General features: G+C 44.8%; 10 protein-coding genes. 7 read left to right on the forward strand and 3 right to left on the reverse strand.

Going from position 1 to position 17,174, the window contains the following annotated elements:
- Positions 1–429 precede the first annotated feature (429 nt).
- Together BMX50_RS13385 and fbp are read right to left on the reverse strand one after the other, a co-directional pair.
- Positions 430–2,895: a TonB-dependent receptor gene (locus BMX50_RS13385; protein WP_091211012.1), complete on the reverse strand. Its 2,466-nt coding sequence runs from the start codon at positions 2,893–2,895 to the stop codon at positions 430–432.
- Between the two features lie 138 nt (positions 2,896–3,033).
- A complete protein-coding gene (gene fbp, locus BMX50_RS13390; RefSeq protein ID WP_091211013.1) occupies positions 3,034–4,077 on the reverse strand; it encodes a class 1 fructose-bisphosphatase in 1,044 nt (347 codons plus the stop codon).
- Positions 4,078–4,488: 411 nt separating this feature from the next.
- Between fbp and BMX50_RS13395 the strand changes: the two genes are divergently transcribed.
- The 7 genes from BMX50_RS13395 to BMX50_RS13425 are packed head-to-tail and all read left to right on the forward strand — an operon-like array spanning position 4,489 to position 14,112.
- Positions 4,489–5,655, forward strand: a complete 1,167-nt coding sequence (locus BMX50_RS13395; protein ID WP_091211118.1) for an iron-containing alcohol dehydrogenase — start codon at positions 4,489–4,491, stop codon at positions 5,653–5,655.
- A gap of 9 nt (positions 5,656–5,664) precedes the next feature.
- Positions 5,665–6,597, forward strand: coding sequence for a dihydrodipicolinate synthase family protein (locus tag BMX50_RS13400; RefSeq protein WP_091211014.1), 933 nt, complete (start codon positions 5,665–5,667; stop codon positions 6,595–6,597).
- Positions 6,594–7,634: a 4-hydroxythreonine-4-phosphate dehydrogenase PdxA gene (gene pdxA / locus BMX50_RS13405; RefSeq protein WP_091211015.1), complete on the forward strand. Its 1,041-nt coding sequence runs from the start codon at positions 6,594–6,596 to the stop codon at positions 7,632–7,634. Before BMX50_RS13400 ends, pdxA begins: the two co-directional genes overlap by 4 nt.
- A 3-nt stretch (positions 7,635–7,637) precedes the next feature.
- On the forward strand, positions 7,638–8,804 hold the full coding sequence (locus BMX50_RS13410; RefSeq protein ID WP_091211016.1) for a four-carbon acid sugar kinase family protein: 1,167 nt from the start codon (positions 7,638–7,640) through the stop codon (positions 8,802–8,804).
- Positions 8,801–10,366: a sodium:solute symporter family protein gene (locus tag BMX50_RS13415; protein WP_091211017.1), complete on the forward strand. Its 1,566-nt coding sequence runs from the start codon at positions 8,801–8,803 to the stop codon at positions 10,364–10,366. Before BMX50_RS13410 ends, BMX50_RS13415 begins: the two co-directional genes overlap by 4 nt.
- Positions 10,367–10,375: 9 nt before the next feature.
- Positions 10,376–11,797, forward strand: coding sequence for a sialate O-acetylesterase (locus tag BMX50_RS13420; RefSeq protein WP_091211018.1), 1,422 nt, complete (start codon positions 10,376–10,378; stop codon positions 11,795–11,797).
- A 2-nt stretch (positions 11,798–11,799) separates the two neighbouring features.
- Positions 11,800–14,112, forward strand: coding sequence for a DUF5703 domain-containing protein (locus tag BMX50_RS13425; RefSeq protein WP_091211019.1), 2,313 nt, complete (start codon positions 11,800–11,802; stop codon positions 14,110–14,112).
- 835 nt (positions 14,113–14,947) lie between these two features.
- Here the strand turns inward: BMX50_RS13425 and BMX50_RS13430 are convergent.
- Entirely contained in the window at positions 14,948–16,990 is a 2,043-nt protein-coding gene (locus tag BMX50_RS13430) for an aceric acid hydrolase (RefSeq protein ID WP_091211020.1), read from the reverse strand.
- Positions 16,991–17,174 lie beyond the last annotated feature (184 nt).

The following is a 17,174-nucleotide window of genomic DNA, read 5'->3' on the forward strand; positions in this document are numbered from 1 at the left end:
GGCATATTTCATTGCAAATACTTCAAATAATCACGGCCGATGTTTCGCCCGACGTTATAAATACCGAGGTGCCTGTTTGGTGATGATGAGTTGTCGTGTCCCCTCTGGGTCTCTCGCAGATTTAAGTTAACCTACAAAACGCCTTGCAGTTAAATCGGCAAGGCGTTTTGTTTTGCCCCTCTGGGGCAAAGGGTATTTCTATACTTTTTTATGCTACAAACCTTTTGCACCTCTGGTGCACCTGTCCTTAAGCACCCTTAATTAATACCTGATGATGTTATAAAACCTTGCCGGCCCCAGCGGGGCCACGTGTTTATAGCCTTAAAAGAGCACATTTTTAGGCTCCGTAGGTGCCTCCTATCGAAATTTCAGGTTGGTGAATTTTGTGGGTTAACTTAAATCTGCGAGAGACCCTGATGGTACGTTTAATCAAAAAGGGAAAATCGCCTTAAAGCTGATGTTTCGGCCAATATTATAAATACCAAGGTGTCCGTTTGGTGACGACTGGTAGTATTCAAAATACTTTAAACGGTTTAGGTTAGATTGATAGGCTTTATCAAACAAATTATCTACCTGCAAAAAAAACTCACAAATGGTTTTGTCCGCTTTATTTTTGACGGTAGTACCTGCTCCAATATTAAACAGGGCATAGCCGGGTGTGGCTGTCTCTGTATTATCCAAAGCATAAAAGCGGTTTTGCGTAGTGTAGGCATCCATTTCGGCCTTGAAATAAATTTTCGAAAAAGCGCCATACGCCTGCTGCAAGCTTGCCTTAAACTCTGACCGGATATGCAACGGCGGGATAAAAGGCAAATATTTAGCTGCACCGTTAGATTCATCAATGAGCTGTTTGTTGCCGTTGATGCCTGTTACATACGCCAGGCTATTGTTAAAAGCCAGCCATTTAACGTTTTGCGGATGTATGTTGACGGTAAACTCGGCACCATATAAACGGGCACTGCTTTGCTGGTATTGATAGGTGCTGTTACCCGGCACAATTACTACGGGGTTGCCATTGGCATCGGTTAGCTTAGCCTGGTAAATGAAATTGTTGATATGGTTATTAAACAGCTCGGCAATCAGGTCAACATCCTTTAGGTAGGCGATGAAACCCAAATCCTCCTGCAGGCTAAATTCGGGGTTAAAGCTACGGTTGCCTAAATATACAATGTGCGCACCGGGGTCAAGTCCATTGGAGCCAATTTCGGTAATATTAGGGGCACGATATCCACGCGCAATGTTGGCCTTGAACAATAAGCGTTCGCTGATATTATAGGTTATGCCCAAACTACCCGAAACACCCTGATAAACATGTTTAAAGGCCGGAAATTGCAAATGTGCACCTGATGTATCCGGTAGTTTCACATGCTGCTCAAACCCGTTTTTAGGATTCGGCCCCACATAAAAATCGTTCCAACGGATGTGCCGGTTATCATACCTGATGCCGCCCGAGATATCAACTTTCCCAATAGTCTTTTTGGTGAACAGGAAAGCACCTGCATCAAACAGGTTATAATCCGGGATCGGAAAATCTGTTGCCGCCTTGCTGCGGTTGGTTTGGTACATACCATTTACGCCGAGGGTACTCTCTATGCCTGCTATGGTTGGCAAATTATACTTCAGATCATAATTAAGGGTATTAAGCACCACGTACAATCCCGGTTGGCTTGCCAGTGTAGGATGATTGTATTCCCTGCGGATGCTTTGCTGCAAGCCGAGCGAAGCATTGATGCTACTGCCTTCGCCCAGTTTAAACTCGTTGTGTGAGTAAACCCGATAGTGCTGAATGCGTTGGTGCAGCGGAGTTATACTGTACGATCTTAACTCATCATCACTTACAATTGGCCTGTTCCTGATATTATCAGTACTGCTTTCGGCTATTTGTTTGGTAAATTGTCTTGTAAGCGAATCCCTGCTGCCATCGGGAATTTCCTGCCGGTTATCATAAACGGTTGCTGCTATCTGCGAATAGCCCCAATTTTTATCAACCCTGGCCATGCCCGATAAGTTGTATTCGCGAAAACCGGTATTGTATACATAGCCGTCAATGCTGTTGTGATAGTCATGTGCCGCTTTCGCCGTTGCCCTGAAGGCATAACGCCAATCGTTCTTTTTGTAGGATAAGCCCAGCGAGGTGCCAATCATGCCGTTATTGGTATGATAATCTGCGGTGTAGTCACCTCTCAAAATATTGTTTTCGCCAACCGGCAGGTATGGGATCATGTTGACCACTCCTGCCAATGCATCCGAGCCATAGGTTAAACTCGCCGGGCCTTTCACTACTTCCGCGCGACCAATGCCATACTGATCTATCTCAATACCATGTTCATCGCCCCATTGCTGCCCTTCCTGGCGCACGCCATCATATAAGGTTAAAACCCGGTTGTAGCCTAATCCCCTTATAAATGGCTTGGAAATATTAGGCCCTGTAGTAACGGCGTTAACACCCGGAACACCCTTTACAATGGCATCAATAACGTTGTTGTTGACATTCTGATCCATCTCCTTCTTAGTCATTACTGCAATAGGGATAGGATTACTCCGAAGCTCGGTTTTCCTTGAAACACCGGTTACCGTTACTTCATTTAATTTGGAACTGCTTTCCTGGAGATTGCCATTCAACAAAGTGGCTTCATCAGGTTTTACGCTCACCTTATATCGCTCGGTAACATAACCGATATTGGAAAACACCACCGTATACGTACCTGCCGGAACATTTTTTAAATGGTAATAACCTTTATCATTTGTAGTACTACCAATAGATGTTCCGGTTAGGGTAACGGTGGCAAAAGAGAGCGGTTCGCTGCCCGCCGTTAATTTTCCTTTAAGAGAGCCTTGCTGTGCGGAAACCGCTACTGAGATCAATAAAAAATATATCGCACATAATTTCTTCATTCGTTTTTGCATATCATAAATAATATACAAAACAAATAAAAAAAATTAGCCTTACCTAATTTTAAATTAAAGAATATAAAAATACTGACTATGACAGCCCAAATAGCAGCTAAATTACATATTGGTGCTATCCGTTAATTAAATAACTTGTTTGTGTTGAGTAATAGACGGCTGCTGCGGAGAAAAGGCCAGCATAAACTCTTCTGCACGTTTAACCATATTTTCCGAACCGATAAAAATGGCCGAACGCTGGTGAAGCTCATTAACATCCAGATCGAGTATGCGATCATAACCTGTAGATGCCGCTCCTCCTGCCTGTTCAATGATAAAAGCCATTGGGTTGCATTCATATACTAATCTCAATTTCCCATTTGGATATTGTGCTGTAGTTGGATATAGAAAAACCCCTCCTTTGATCAGGTTTCTGTGAATATCTGCAATCATCGAACCTGTATACCTTGAAGTATAAGGGCGACTGGTTGCGCTATCCTCAACCTGGCAATATTTAATGTATTTTTTTACGCCCAAAGGAAAATGTGTATAATACCCCTCATTTATAGAATAGATGTAGCCTTCTTTGGGCATCTTAATATCGGGGAGCGACAGGCAAAATTCACCTATCGACGGATCAAGTGTAAAGCCATTAACACCTTTGCCCGTGGTATAAACAAGCATGGTTGATGAACCGTAGATCACATAGCCTGCTGCAACCTGCTCTGTGCCTTTCTGTAGCACATCTTCCAGGGTAGCTTTTCCTTCGGCAGATTTACGGCGATAGATAGAAAATATGGTACCCACACTTACATTCACATCAATATTCGATGAACCATCTAATGGGTCAATAGCCACAATATATTTTGCATGTTTTGAGATTTCGGATTCTATCAGGATATGTTCATCATTTTCTTCAGAAGCCACAACACAGCATTCGCCGCCACTACGCAATGCCGAAATGAATTGTTCGTTGGCATAAACGTCCATCTTTTTCTGACGTTCACCATGGGAGTTCACAGAATCGGTTTCGCCAATAATATCAATGAGCCCGGCCTTGCTGATCTCGCGGTTGACAATTTTAGCGGCAATGCCTATATCCCGCAAAAGCCTTGACAGTTCGCCTTTGGCAAAAGGGAAATCTGCTTGTTTCTCTATAATAAATTGTCCTAACGTTTTTACTACTTTCATGGATATATGTATTTAATTGGTTAACAGAAACATTAAAAAACACCGGGATTTAGCCGGATGATTTATAATTAGGAGGTGGCGGTTTAACCACCGATGAATAAAAGCATTAAAAGATAAACGACCTTTATAAACTTGGCCTTATATCCTTATATTCAACTTTTTGCTAAGTTACCGGCCTTTTGTTACCGAACTGTCATGCCCCGTCTCCCCGCATTTCGATGATTATTTGTCATCATTGCTATCCATAAAGCCAATTACAGGCATATCACAATAACTCTCCAACAGATATACCTTTTGATAATATCGTACAATAATTTGATAACGGTTGGATGAAAACGGGAGGTGGCATTATCCATCTTTGTTTTATATCAAAACCAATTAAAAAGGCCTGTTATTATCATTTATAAGTATATGCCGCAAATTGAACATCCTTATCGCGACATCACTATCCTGTTTCCGGGCCAGGTAATTGTTGGCAAAAACTCGCTTTTGAAATTAACTGACGAGGTTGTTGGCCAAGGTCATCAATCAGCTTTGATAGTTACTATCAGCCCGCTTTTAGATAAGCTTGAACCACTTTTAGCCAAGCTTAAAGAAGCCGGAGTTACTGTTCATGTTGATACATCGATAGTAAGGGAACCATCTTTTAAAGATTTTGAAGATTTGCTCACGGCTGTTAAAAATACCGGAGCCGATGTGATCATAGGCATTGGCGGCGGCAGTGTGCTTGATGTAGCTAAACTGATAGCCGCGCAGATTGATAATGACCAAACCCTGGCGGAGATCACCGGTATCGGCCTGCTTAAAAATCGTAATAAAAAACTTTTTTGCGTGCCTACAACAGCTGGTACAGGTAGTGAGGCTTCACCTAATGCCATATTGATTGACGATGCTGATAACCAGAAAAAAGGCATTATAAGCCCCCACCTGGTTCCGGATGTGGTGATCATTGATCCGGCTTTGATGATCAGCCTGCCGCCAGAAGTTACTGCTGCCACTGGCCTTGATGCGTTAACCCACTGCCTTGAAGCCTACACCAATTTATACGCGCATCCATTCATTGATATGTATGCCCTTGAAGGGATCAGACTTATCGCTGCTAATTTGGTTAAAGCAGTAAACGATGGTACCGATGAGGACGCACGTACGCAATTAGCCATTGGCAGCTTAATGGGGGGATTTTGTCTGGGCCCGGTTAATACGGCGGGCGTGCACGCCCTCTCCTATCCGTTGGGCAGCCTGTATCATATTGCCCATGGCTTATCAAATGCGTTGTTGCTTCCTTTTGTAATGGAGTATAACATCCCTGCAGCACCTGAACGATATGCGGCCGTTGCACGCGCATTGGGTTGTAGCAGCAGTATCAATGATTTTGAAACAGCTCATGCGGGCGTTGAAAAGATCAGGCAGCTGATTAATGAATGCAGAATCCCGGCAAGTTTAAAAGAGATAAACATAGATAAAAATACCATACCGCAAATGGCCGCCGATGCCATGAAAATTACGCGTTTGCTTAAAAACAATCCGCGACCAATAAACATAGATGACGCTGTTAGCATTTACGAGGCTGCTTATTAATACATACTAATGAAACTAAAAAAGAAATATAATGGCCTGGTAGTGCCATCAATTACGCCACTTACCGACAATTACAAGCTTGATCACGAAGCGGTTGAAAAAATATTCGACAATATTTTCAACTACGGCGGTGTACCCTTTATACTGGGTACTACCGGTGAATCGGCCTCTTTGCCAAACGAACTCAAGCTTGATTTTGTTAAACTGGTAACGTCAGTAAGGCAGCCGGGCCGGTTGCTTTATGCAGGTATTTCATCAAACTGCCTGGCCGATTCTATTGACCTGGCTAAACGCTGCGCAGATGAGGGGATTGATGTTGCGGTTGCCCATTTGCCTGCCTATTTCACTTTAACTGAATACGAAATTAAAACATACTTTGAAACGCTGGCCAACGAAATACCTATCCCGCTGATAGTTTACAACATACCGGCCACAACCAATGTATCTATAAACCTAAACCTTCTCGACGAATTAAGTTATCATGAAAATATAGTTGGCACCAAGGATTCGGAGCGCAACCACGACCGTTTAAAAGATTCCCTGAAACTATGGGCTGGGCGTGCCGATTTCAGCCATTTTTTGGGCTGGGGAGCACAATCTGCCCACGCGCTATTTACAGGAAGCGACGGACTGGTGCCAAGCACCGGAAATCTGTTCCCGGATATTTATTACAAAATGATAGTTGCTGCCGACAATAACGACGAAGCTGCCGCCCTGCAATTGCAAAGGCATTCTAACCTGATCGGTGATATTTACCAGGGTAAACGCTTGCTGGGCGAGTCATTGGCGGCATTAAAATCATTAATGCAAAGCGCAGGATTATGCCGTCCGTATATGATGCCGCCATTGTTGAAAGTTAGTGATACCGAAGCGGCCGACCTGCAAAAGAAATTGCAAAGAATGCTCAATGTTGAAAACCTTAGCCTGCCGATATACCAATGACAACCGAAAAACCGATCATAGCAATAACCATGGGCGACCCGGCCAGTATTGGCCCCGAGATAGCCGTTAAAGCATTGTTAACGGAAAGACTGTATGAGATTTGCCGTCCGGTAATTATTGGAGATACCGGTGTGTTTTTTGATATCGTAAAGCGCCTGGGTTTAGATGCGCGCATTAACTCTATCAAAGATATCCGCAATGCAAACTTTGAGTTTGGTAAGCCCGATGTTTATGACCTGCAAAATGTAGACATGGAGCAGCTGCGTTTTGGCGAAATCTCCGCTATGGCAGGCAATGCATCGTTTGAAGCAGTAAAAAAAGCCATTGAACTGGCGCTTCACAACGAAGTTGATGCCACTGTAACCGGCCCCATCAACAAAAAATCAATTAACGAAGCCGGCCACCACTTTGCCGGGCATACCGAAATCTACGCACATTATACCGGCACAAAAAAATACGCCATGTTGCTGGTTGAGCATAACATGAAGGTGATCCATGTATCCACCCATGTTTCCTTAAGGCAGGCATGTGACCTGGTTAAAAAAGACCGGATAGTGGAAGTAGTTGAACTGTTGCAGGATGGTCTCATCTCGCTCGGCGAAAAAAACCTGAAGATCGGCATTGCCGGACTTAACCCTCATGCCGGTGACTCAGGTTTATTCGGTACCGAAGACGATTTGGAGATCCTACCCGCCGTACAGGAAGCTTTAAAGTTAGGCTATGATGTTGAGGGCCCTGTACCTGCTGATACCTTGTTTTCTAAAGCGTCAACCGGGTATTATGGTGGCGTAGTTGCTATGTACCACGACCAGGGGCACATCCCCTTTAAGCTTACCGGCTTTAAATGGAATGCCGAAAAACAGCAAATGGACAGTGTAAAAGGTGTTAACATCACTATGGGACTGCCTATTATCCGTACATCGGTTGATCATGGTACAGCTTTTGAAATTGCAGGTAAAGGCGTTGCCAGCAGCGATGCCATGATACTGGCTATTGAATCAGCGGTACAACTGAGCAAAAACAGGATAAAAGTATAAGTTATGATTGCTGTAATTGCAGATGATTTAACAGGAGCTGCTGAACTGGCGGGTATAGGCCTCAACCATGGGTTAAGAACCGAAGTGAGTACTACTGTTGATGAACACTGCGATGCAGATTTGCTCATTATTGCTACCGACACGCGTTCCCTTTTCGTAGTTCAGGCAAAGGAAACTGTGTATAAACTTACTGTTCAGTTGCAACAGCTAAAACCCCGGTTTATTTTCAAAAAGATAGATTCTGTTTTACGCGGACACATTATTGAGGAATTGCAAAGCCAGTTAACCGCTTCGGGATTAAAAAAGGCAATGATCGTACCTGGCAACCCCCATCATTCCAAAAAACTCATTGGCGATACGTTTTATTACAATGGCGCCCCTATCCATCTTAGTAATTTCGTTAATGATCCAACCTTCCCGGCCTTAAGCTCAAATATTATTGAATTGTTGAGGGCTGATGGAAGTATCTCATTGATAAAAAAAGCGGACAGGCTACCGTCGACAAGAATTATTATAGGAGCGGCCGAAAATGAGGATGATCTTAAATATTGGATCGGCAAAACAAATAACGAAACTCTTTTAGCAGGCTCGGCAAATCTGTTTACCACGCTGCTTGAGTCATTGACAACCCCGCAAAAGGTTAAAACCCTCGACCCGGAAACTACGGGCAGGCGGTTGTTTGTATTTGGAAGTACCTTTTACCAGGGCAAGCTAAACCTTAACGATGGCAGGCACAACAACATCCCGGTGCATTATGTGCCGGCGGCAACCATCTGCGCCGAAACCAGCGGAGATCATGTACATGGCCTTTTTGCCAGTCATGTAGCGTCAAGCATTGTTGCCGGCAATAATGCTATCATTGCCATAAACCCCGATTTTATAAAGGATATAAAGGTAGACCCGGTATTGCTGAGCCACAAAATGGCGGATATTGTAAAACAGGTTATTGACCACACCTCCCTTCACGAATTGCTGATAGAAGGCGGAGCAACCGCCTGGGCCATACTTGAGCGTTTAAACATCAAAAAACTATATCCCTCAAAACTAATAGCTCCCGGAGTTATTCATATGCGCATAGCGGGCAATAACCAATTATGTTTAACTTTAAAACCCGGCAGCTACCCCTGGCCAGCCCACGTTTGGGAAACCAATAACTATACCTGCATATGAAACATGAAACCCTGCACCTGGCAGATTATATCATCATAGCACTGGCACTGGCCATTTCATTAACTATTGGTCTCAGGTTTTCAAAAGGACAAAACTCCACCAAAAAATATTTCGTATCACGCGGCTCTATCCCCGCATGGGCCATAGGCATGTCATTAATGGCAACGCTTATCAGCAGTGTAACCTTCCTGGCCTACCCCGGCGAAGGTTTCGCATCTAATTGGATCCTGCTGGTGCAGGGGTTGATGGTACCAATAGTTTTGCTCCTGATGGTATGGTTTATCGTACCGCTTTACCGCGAAGTTATTGGCGTAAGCACCTATGAATACTTTGAAAAACGATTCGGCCTGTTTGCCCGCTTTTACAGCTCCATAAGCTTTGTATTAACCCACTTTTCAAAAATGGGTACTGTGTTTTTCCTGCTGGCGCTGGCACTCTCCAACATGACCAATACCAACACCTTTGCCATTATCTGGGTGATAGGTTTTGTGATCATCGTTATCACCCTTATTGGCGGCATTGAAGCTGTGATCTGGGCCGATGTTGTGCAGGGTTTTCTGTTGATAGGCGGCGGCATTGCATCGTTCATTATCCTCATTTGCTCAATCAAAGGCGGCTTTCCCGAACTTTGGCATATCGCCAGCGTGAACCATAAAAACAATTTCGGGCCCTACTCCTGGAATTTCAAGAAGCTCACATTTATTGTAATGGCTATTAACGGTGTTTTTTATGCCATCCAAAAATACGGTACGGATCAAACTATGGTTCAGCGCTACCTCACCGCCAAAACAGATAAGGCTGCCATCAGGGCATCGATATTGGGTGTAGCCCTTACGGTACCACTTTGGGCATTATTCATGTTTATTGGCACTGCTTTATTTGCTTTCTACCAACAAAATCCCCTGCCGGCAGGTATTAAGGCCGATGCGGTATTTCCGTACTTTATTATGAGCAAACTGCCCACAGGAGTTGTAGGGTTGATACTGGCGGCACTGATCTCTGCAGCAATTTCCAGCCTTGGGGCCGACCTCAATTGCCTTTCGGCTATTGGCGTAGAAGACTATTACAAAAAATTCAGACCAAATAAATCAGACCAAGAATATTTAAAGGCAGGCCGCTGGATAGTGGTATTGGCAGGCTTTGGCGCGATGGGTATAGCTACCCTATATATGCTTGCCGGTGATGAGGGAGCGTTGGGCATTGTGTTTACCCTCTATGCCATATTTTCCGGCGGCATCGCAGGGATTTTTTTATTGGGACTGTTTAGCAGCAGGGCTAACAGCCAGGGAGTAAACATCGGCATTATTGCCTGTATCCTGTTTACCGGTTACGCCTTCTTAACATCAGCCAAAATTGGTTTGGGCGATGATAAACATATCCTGCTTGATCTGGGTAAATACAACTTCAATCAGCATAAATACATGCTCGGTGTGTACAGCCATTTGGTGGTGATCATCGTTGGTTACCTTGCAAGTCTGTTTTTCCCTAAACCCGAATTAAATAAAAACCTCCTTTTCAGCGGGTGGCTTGAGGCCAAACGCGCCGGAAAGCTTACCAAATAATTTACTGCAATGAAAAAGTTACTGGCATCAGGTCTGGGTTTGTGCCTGTTTATATCCGCACAGGCGCAGGTAAAACTCGCATCCATTTTTACCGATAACATGGTATTGCAACAGCAAAGCCAGGCTCCAATCTGGGGTTGGGATAAAGCAGGATCAACAATTACCATCAACACCTCGTGGAATAAGAAAAACTACAAAGCCAAAGTAAATGCCGCCGGCAAATGGCTTGTTAAAGTTGCTACCCCGGTATACGGAGGCCCGTACACTGTAACCATCAGCGATGGTAATACCATTAAACTAAACAACGTGCTTATTGGCGAAGTTTGGCTTTGTACCGGGCAATCAAATATGGAGATTCCGATGAAAGGCTATAAAAGTCAACCGATAACCGGATCTGTTGATGCAATCCTGAAATCGGCCAATAGCAATATTCACATTTATACGGTACCGCATTCATCGGTAACCGAGGTTCAGGAAAACAGCAAGCCCTCCGAGTGGCACGTGGCTTCACCTGAGTTTGTTGCCAATTTTAGTGCTACAGGTTATTATTTTGGCAGGTTAGTGAACGAAATGCTGCACGTGCCTATCGGCCTCATTAGTGATTGTTACGGTGGTTCAAGCGCCGAAGCCTGGATGGACCCTGAAGGGTTAAAAGATTTCCTAGAGATCAAAATTCCGGCTAAAACCGATTCCATTAAAGCAGTATCCCGCACGCCTACTACCCTGTTCAATGGTATGCTGAACCCGGTGATCGGTTACGGCATCAAAGGCTGTATCTGGTACCAGGGCGAATCAAATTACGACCGTCCCGACCAATACGAAAAACTTTTCCCTGCCCTGGTAAAACGCTGGCGTGAGCTTTGGCAGCAAGGCGATTTCCCTTTTTACTATACACAGATAGCCCCTTACGATTATACCCAACTACCTCCATACAATGCAGGCGGCAAATACAATTCGGCCTACCTGCGCGATGCTCAGCGTAAATCATTAAAAGCTATTCCTAACAGTGGCATGGCTGTATTGCTTGATGTTGGCGAACAGGCTACCATTCACCCGCCGAGAAAAGAGCCTGTAGGTACGCGGTTGGCTTATATTGCCTTAGCTCAAACTTATGGCATTAAAGGCTTTGACTACGCAAGTCCGCTGTATAAAGAAATGACAGTTGACGGCAACCGGGCTACCATCAGGTTTGAACATGCCGAAAACGGGTTAACCTCCTTCAACAAGCCCATTCAAAACTTTGAGGTTGCCGATAAAGACAAAATGTTTTACCCGGCGCAGGCCATGATATCGGGAAGCGTAATTATTGTATCTTCACCTTTGGTAAAAGAGCCTGTGGCCGTGCGTTACGCCTTTAAAGATTTTGTTGTGGGCGATCTGTTCGGTACCAACGGGCTGCCCGTTTCCTCATTCAGAACCGACGACTGGTAATTATGAAAAAACTCCTGCTACTCTGCTTCCTGTACTGCAATATCGCGTTAGCTCAAAATAAAGGCATCGAACAATACAATGAAGTATGGAGCAGCCAAAGCCAAAACTCGGGTCAATCCATGCCCTGCGGAGGCGGCGATATCGGGCTTAACGTATGGGTTGAAAAAGGCGAGCTGCTTTTTTACATCGCCCGAAGCGGCACTTTTGATGAAAATAACGCCATGCTTAAACCGGGTCGGGTAAGAGTTAAGCTATCGCCCAACCCTTTCGATGGTAATGATTTTAAACAGGAACTACGGCTTCAAAATGGCTCGGTATTCATCAACGGAAAAAACGGAGATTTAAAGGCCGAAATAAAGCTTTGGGTTGATGTTTTCCGCCCGGTGATCCACCTTAATATCAGCAGCAACAAAGCCATTAAAACCGAAGCCATTTTTGAAAGCTGGCGCTATCGCGACCGGGAAGTTAAAGGCCTCGAAAAAAATGAAGGTTCCTGGAAGTTTGCCCCGCGTAATGATGTAAAAACGCTGAAGGATAACATCGCGTTTAAAAGCAATAGTATACAATTTTACCATCACAACCTCGACTCCACCATATTTGATGTTACGGTAAAGCAGCAAGGGATGGATGCTGTCAAGGATCAGATGTACAACCCGCTTAAAAATTTAACCTTTGGCGGGTTAATGCAGGGCAAAAACCTGAAAGCAGCGGGGAACACTAAAGGACAATACCTCAACACCGATTTTGAAGGCTGGAAACTGGAGAGCATTAAACCTACAACCAATCAGGATATTGAGATCTATCTTAATATCCAACAAACCGCATTTGTAAATGAATGGCAGCAAGGCCTCGACAAAGTAATTAAAGAGGCTGAAAGCAATGCCAAAACCGCATGGCAAAAAACGGCTGATTGGTGGAAACAATATTGGGACAGGAGTTTCATTTACATTAATACCGCTAAGCCTGACAATGATACCACAGCCTGGCAAACCGGTAAAAACTACCAGCTTTTCAGGTATATGCTGGGCTGTAATGCTTATGGACAAGCGCCCACCAAATTTAACGGCGGCTTATTTACCTACGATCCCGTTTTCGTCAATCCCCAATACGCTTTTACGCCCGATTTCCGCAACTGGGGCGGTGGCCTGATGACTGCCCAAAACCAGCGTTTGGTTTATTTCCCGATGCTCAAAAGCGGCGATATTGATATGATGAAGCCGGAGTTTGATTTTTATCTCCGCTCCTTAAAAAACGCCGAATTACGCAGCAAGGTTTACTGGGGTCATAATGGCGCTTGCTTTACCGAACAGGTTGAGAATTTCGGTCTGCCCAATAGTGCCGAATATACCTGGAAACGCCCTGCTGATTTTGACAAGGGACTGGAATATAATGCATGGCTGGAATATACCTGGGATACCGTTTTTGAGTTTTGCCTCATGATGATGGAAACGGAGCGATATAAAGGCGACGACATTTATCAATATATCCCGTTTATTGAAAGCTGCCTCACTTTTTTTGATGAGCATTACCAATACCTTTCGCGTAAACGCAGCGCCAAAGCGCTTGATGGCAACGGGCACCTTGTTTTGTATCCCGGCTCATCAGCGGAGACATTCAAAATGGCCTATAACTCCAACTCAACTATAGCCGCCCTGCAAACCATTACCAAACGAATGCTGGCCTTGTCGGATAGCTATTTAACAAGCGACGAGCGCTTGAAATTGACCGCCTTACAGAAACGGATCCCCCCATTAACATTTGCAGAAATTGACGGCCACAAAACCCTCTCTCCTGCCAAATCATGGGAGCGGGTCAATAACGAAGAGAACACCCAGTTTTACCCGGTATTTCCATGGGGCATCTTCGGTTTAAGCAAACCGGGGCTTGATACCGCTTTAAACACCTGGAAACTGGATACCCTCGTAGCCAAATTCAGGAGCGGCATTGGCTGGAAACAGGATAACATTTTTGCCGCCCGTTTAGGCCTTACCAGTGAAGCTGCCAAACTAACCACCTTCAAACTCAAAAACTCCGGCAGGCGTTTCCCTGCTTTCTGGGGACCCGGTTTCGACTGGACGCCCGATCATAACTGGGGCGGCTCGGGCATGATCGGTTTGCAGGAAATGCTGATGCAGGTTGATGATAAAAAGATCTTGCTGTTCCCCGCCTGGCCTAAGGATTGGGATGTTCATTTTAAACTTCATGCGCCGTATAACACTACTGTTGAGGCTACGCTGAAAGGTGGAAAAGTGGTTGATATGAAAGTTTTTCCGGAAGAGCGAAGGAAGGATATTACGGTGATTTTGGGGCAATAAAATTACCTGTCATTCCTACGCCGCCGCTCGGTTCCAGCCGAGTGGCGGCGTAGAAGGATATTATAGTGATGATGAGCCAATAAAATACCCTCTTTCAATTGTAACAAATCAGGTGTCCCAATTTTTTGATTCCGAAAAAAAATTGAAAAAAGCCCCGGCGTTCTTTTTCGTAAAAAAAGGAGTGTTCTATTTTTTGAGAGTGAAAACGCGGAACACCTAAAAAACGAAACACGTTGATTATCAAATATATAATATTTTACGCGAAACACTATTAAATACCTGACTATCAACAATTAAACCTTTTAAGGGTAAATATTCGCTGTTTCAAAAGCGGGCTAAAACATCTTTTCTATTTCGCCATTTTTTTAAGCTTTTCTGGGCTTTTTTGAAATTGATCGCATCGGTTATAAATGGTACTGCCAATATAATGCCACCAAAATGATGAGTGCAAATACCGATCTTCCGTGCCACCCGGCTTCGGCCGGGTGGCCGCCCTCCTTACTACGCTGCGCTGTTATTGGTGATGTGTCCGTTACTGGTCGAAGTTTAGCGATAGCGTAACTTCGTCCTAAAATGTGTTAAGCTTTCAGCTTAACTGTATAAAAGTAATAATACAATCGGTTGAATTTATTTAGCTAATAATTCCGAGTACGGAAGCAGAATGCTTCCATTGTTTTAGGACGAAGTTACGCTATCGCTAAACTTCGACCAGCGTAGGAGATTCGGCGGCCAGAGGCCGCCCCAATAGTTGCCACTCGGCTGGAGCCGAGCGGCGACATAGAACTTTTTTCATTCTGACCTTTTGCCTTTCGCCTTTAGCCTTTCACCTTAAAAATCACCTATCCAATGGCATCCAGGTCTCCATATCCACATGCCCACGATTACCCCATGCGTAATAAGGGATCAACCTGATATCAACAGCGTTTTGTTTTGGTGCCGATACTTCCTTATAAAGCCGGTTACTCCAATTATTCTCATTTCGCAGATCAGCTTTACCTGTAAGGCTCATGATGTCACTGTTATCTATTTTGATCATTTCAGGTTTGAGTTCACTGCCAGCCGACAGGGCAATATTGAAGATCTTTTGTCCCTTAGCCAAATCTGCCGATTCCAGGCAATACACCACCGGCCCTCTTTTTACCGCAACCTGGTTCCGGGTTTCCTCAACCAGCGGATTGGCCTCCATAAACGTAACCGGCATCGGCAAATCAAGATCAATCGTCATCCCCTTTTGCCAAACGGCATTCAATTGGGTGTAGGCTCCGGGAGTAGTATCTAACTGCGGAGCCGACTGGCCAGCAAGTTTTATACTTGCTCCCTTACACCAGCCGGGGATCCTCAAAAATACCGAGAATGCTTTATTGCCCGGCACTTCATCAAACCCAATGCGGATCTTTCCATCCCATGGGTAATTGGTGGTTTGGGTTATTTTTATTGGCGTTCCATCTTTCAGCTTAACCGTTATGGTATTGCTGCCGTACAGGTTAAACCAAAGGCCTTTATCCGATACGCTGTAAGCATAATCGCTCACCTCGGCAATGGTACGCACCACATTTGGCGGACAGCAGTTAGATAATTTGATGTACCCCACCCTATCCTTTGACCAGCGCTGTTTGAACGGTAAACTATCTGAATAAGCCAGCGGATTGGTATACAAAAAATCGCGACCGCTTAAGCTGATGCCCGAAAGCACGCTGTTGTACAGCGCCAATTCCATCACATCGGCATATTTAGCATCCCCGGTTATTTGCAGCATGCGCCAGTTCCATAAAACATTGCCAATATTAGCGCAGGTTTCATTATGGGCGGTGAAGTTGGGCAGTTGATAATCACGCCCGTAAGCCTGGTGTACTTTCTGTACCTCGTTAGGGTTATAAGAAGTGCCATCCGGCGAAACGCCATCATACAATGATCCGCAGCCGCCGGTGATATACATTTTACGGTTAACCACATCGTTCCACATCAGGTTTAAGGTATGCATAAGTGTAGTGTCACCGGTTTCGGCATAAACATCAGCAGCGCCCGCGAACAGGTAGTTGGCACGTACCGCATGGCCCATGACCTGGGTTTGCTGGCGGAAGGGTACCCTGTCCTGGTTGTCATCCGTACCATCCTTCATCAGGCCCCGAATATCGATCAGGTTTTTAGCCAGTTCCAGGTATTTGGGATCGCGGGTGGTACGGTACATCTCCACCACGCCCATGTAATGCGATGGGCAAATGGCATTGCGCGCCAGTTCGGGCGAAGCTGTTTTATAAAACTTATAGAGATAGTCGGTAGCCTTGATAGCTACTTTCAGCAAAGTTGTTTTGCCTGTTACGCGGTAATGCACACAGGCGGCGGTCATGAGGTGGCCAAGATTATAAGTTTCAAAATTGAGGCGGTCGTTAAACGCCTTTTCCTTGCCGCTGTTCTTACGTTCCTCAATAATGGTTGGCGTATGGATATAGCCGTCGGCCCGTTGCGCTTTGGCGATAACGGCTATGGTTTTATCCATCAACGCATCCAATTTAGGATCGTGCGTAGCTGCGTACATGCTGGCTACTGCCTCAAACAGCTTATAAAAATCGCCATCATGAAAAGGTGGACCTTCGTGCGAACCGGTATCCAGTCCGGCAGCTATTTCAAAATTGCGGTAAGCGTGACTGATCTTTGGGTCGGTATAAACACGCCACAGGTTCGGGATCATGGTATCACGGCAAACCTTAAACCTGTCGGCCCAAAAACCGCCTGTCCATTGTACTGCGCCCATATCAAGGCTGCTGAGTTTGGCGTAATTACTTTTGCTGGTATTTACCAGGGCCTTGTTTTGGGCATTAAGTCTGCCGCCAACAATTACCAGTACTGTGATGATAAGATATTTATGTGATGTTTTCATTTTAACGTTTTGGAAAGATCCGAAGACCTTAAGACTCTTTGCGAGTTCAAGTTAACCCACAGTTTTATCGTTTAATCGGCATGGCGTGTTGTTTTGCCCCCTCTGGGGCAAAGGATGTTTCTATAATTTTTATGCTACAAACCTTCTGCACCTCTGGTGCACTTTTCCTTAAGCATATCTCGAT

The organism is Mucilaginibacter gossypiicola, assembly GCF_900110105.1.
Classification (GTDB): Bacteria; Bacteroidota; Bacteroidia; order Sphingobacteriales; family Sphingobacteriaceae; genus Mucilaginibacter; species Mucilaginibacter gossypiicola.

What these genes read in the sequence shown, in the direction of transcription:
- pdxA (WP_091211015.1), top strand. Translation starts at nt 6,594, where the DNA reads ATGACAACCGAAAAACCGATCATAGCAATAACCATGGGCGACCCGGCC.
- BMX50_RS13430 (WP_091211020.1), bottom strand. Translation starts at nt 16,990, where the DNA reads ATGAAAACATCACATAAATATCTTATCATCACAGTACTGGTAATTGTT.
- BMX50_RS13400 (WP_091211014.1), top strand. Translation starts at nt 5,665, where the DNA reads ATGAAACTAAAAAAGAAATATAATGGCCTGGTAGTGCCATCAATTACG.
- BMX50_RS13420 (WP_091211018.1), top strand. Translation starts at nt 10,376, where the DNA reads ATGAAAAAGTTACTGGCATCAGGTCTGGGTTTGTGCCTGTTTATATCC.
- BMX50_RS13395 (WP_091211118.1), top strand. Translation starts at nt 4,489, where the DNA reads ATGCCGCAAATTGAACATCCTTATCGCGACATCACTATCCTGTTTCCG.
- BMX50_RS13410 (WP_091211016.1), top strand. Translation starts at nt 7,638, where the DNA reads ATGATTGCTGTAATTGCAGATGATTTAACAGGAGCTGCTGAACTGGCG.
- BMX50_RS13415 (WP_091211017.1), top strand. Translation starts at nt 8,801, where the DNA reads ATGAAACATGAAACCCTGCACCTGGCAGATTATATCATCATAGCACTG.
- BMX50_RS13385 (WP_091211012.1), bottom strand. Translation starts at nt 2,895, where the DNA reads ATGAAGAAATTATGTGCGATATATTTTTTATTGATCTCAGTAGCGGTT.
- BMX50_RS13425 (WP_091211019.1), top strand. Translation starts at nt 11,800, where the DNA reads ATGAAAAAACTCCTGCTACTCTGCTTCCTGTACTGCAATATCGCGTTA.
- fbp (WP_091211013.1), bottom strand. Translation starts at nt 4,077, where the DNA reads ATGAAAGTAGTAAAAACGTTAGGACAATTTATTATAGAGAAACAAGCA.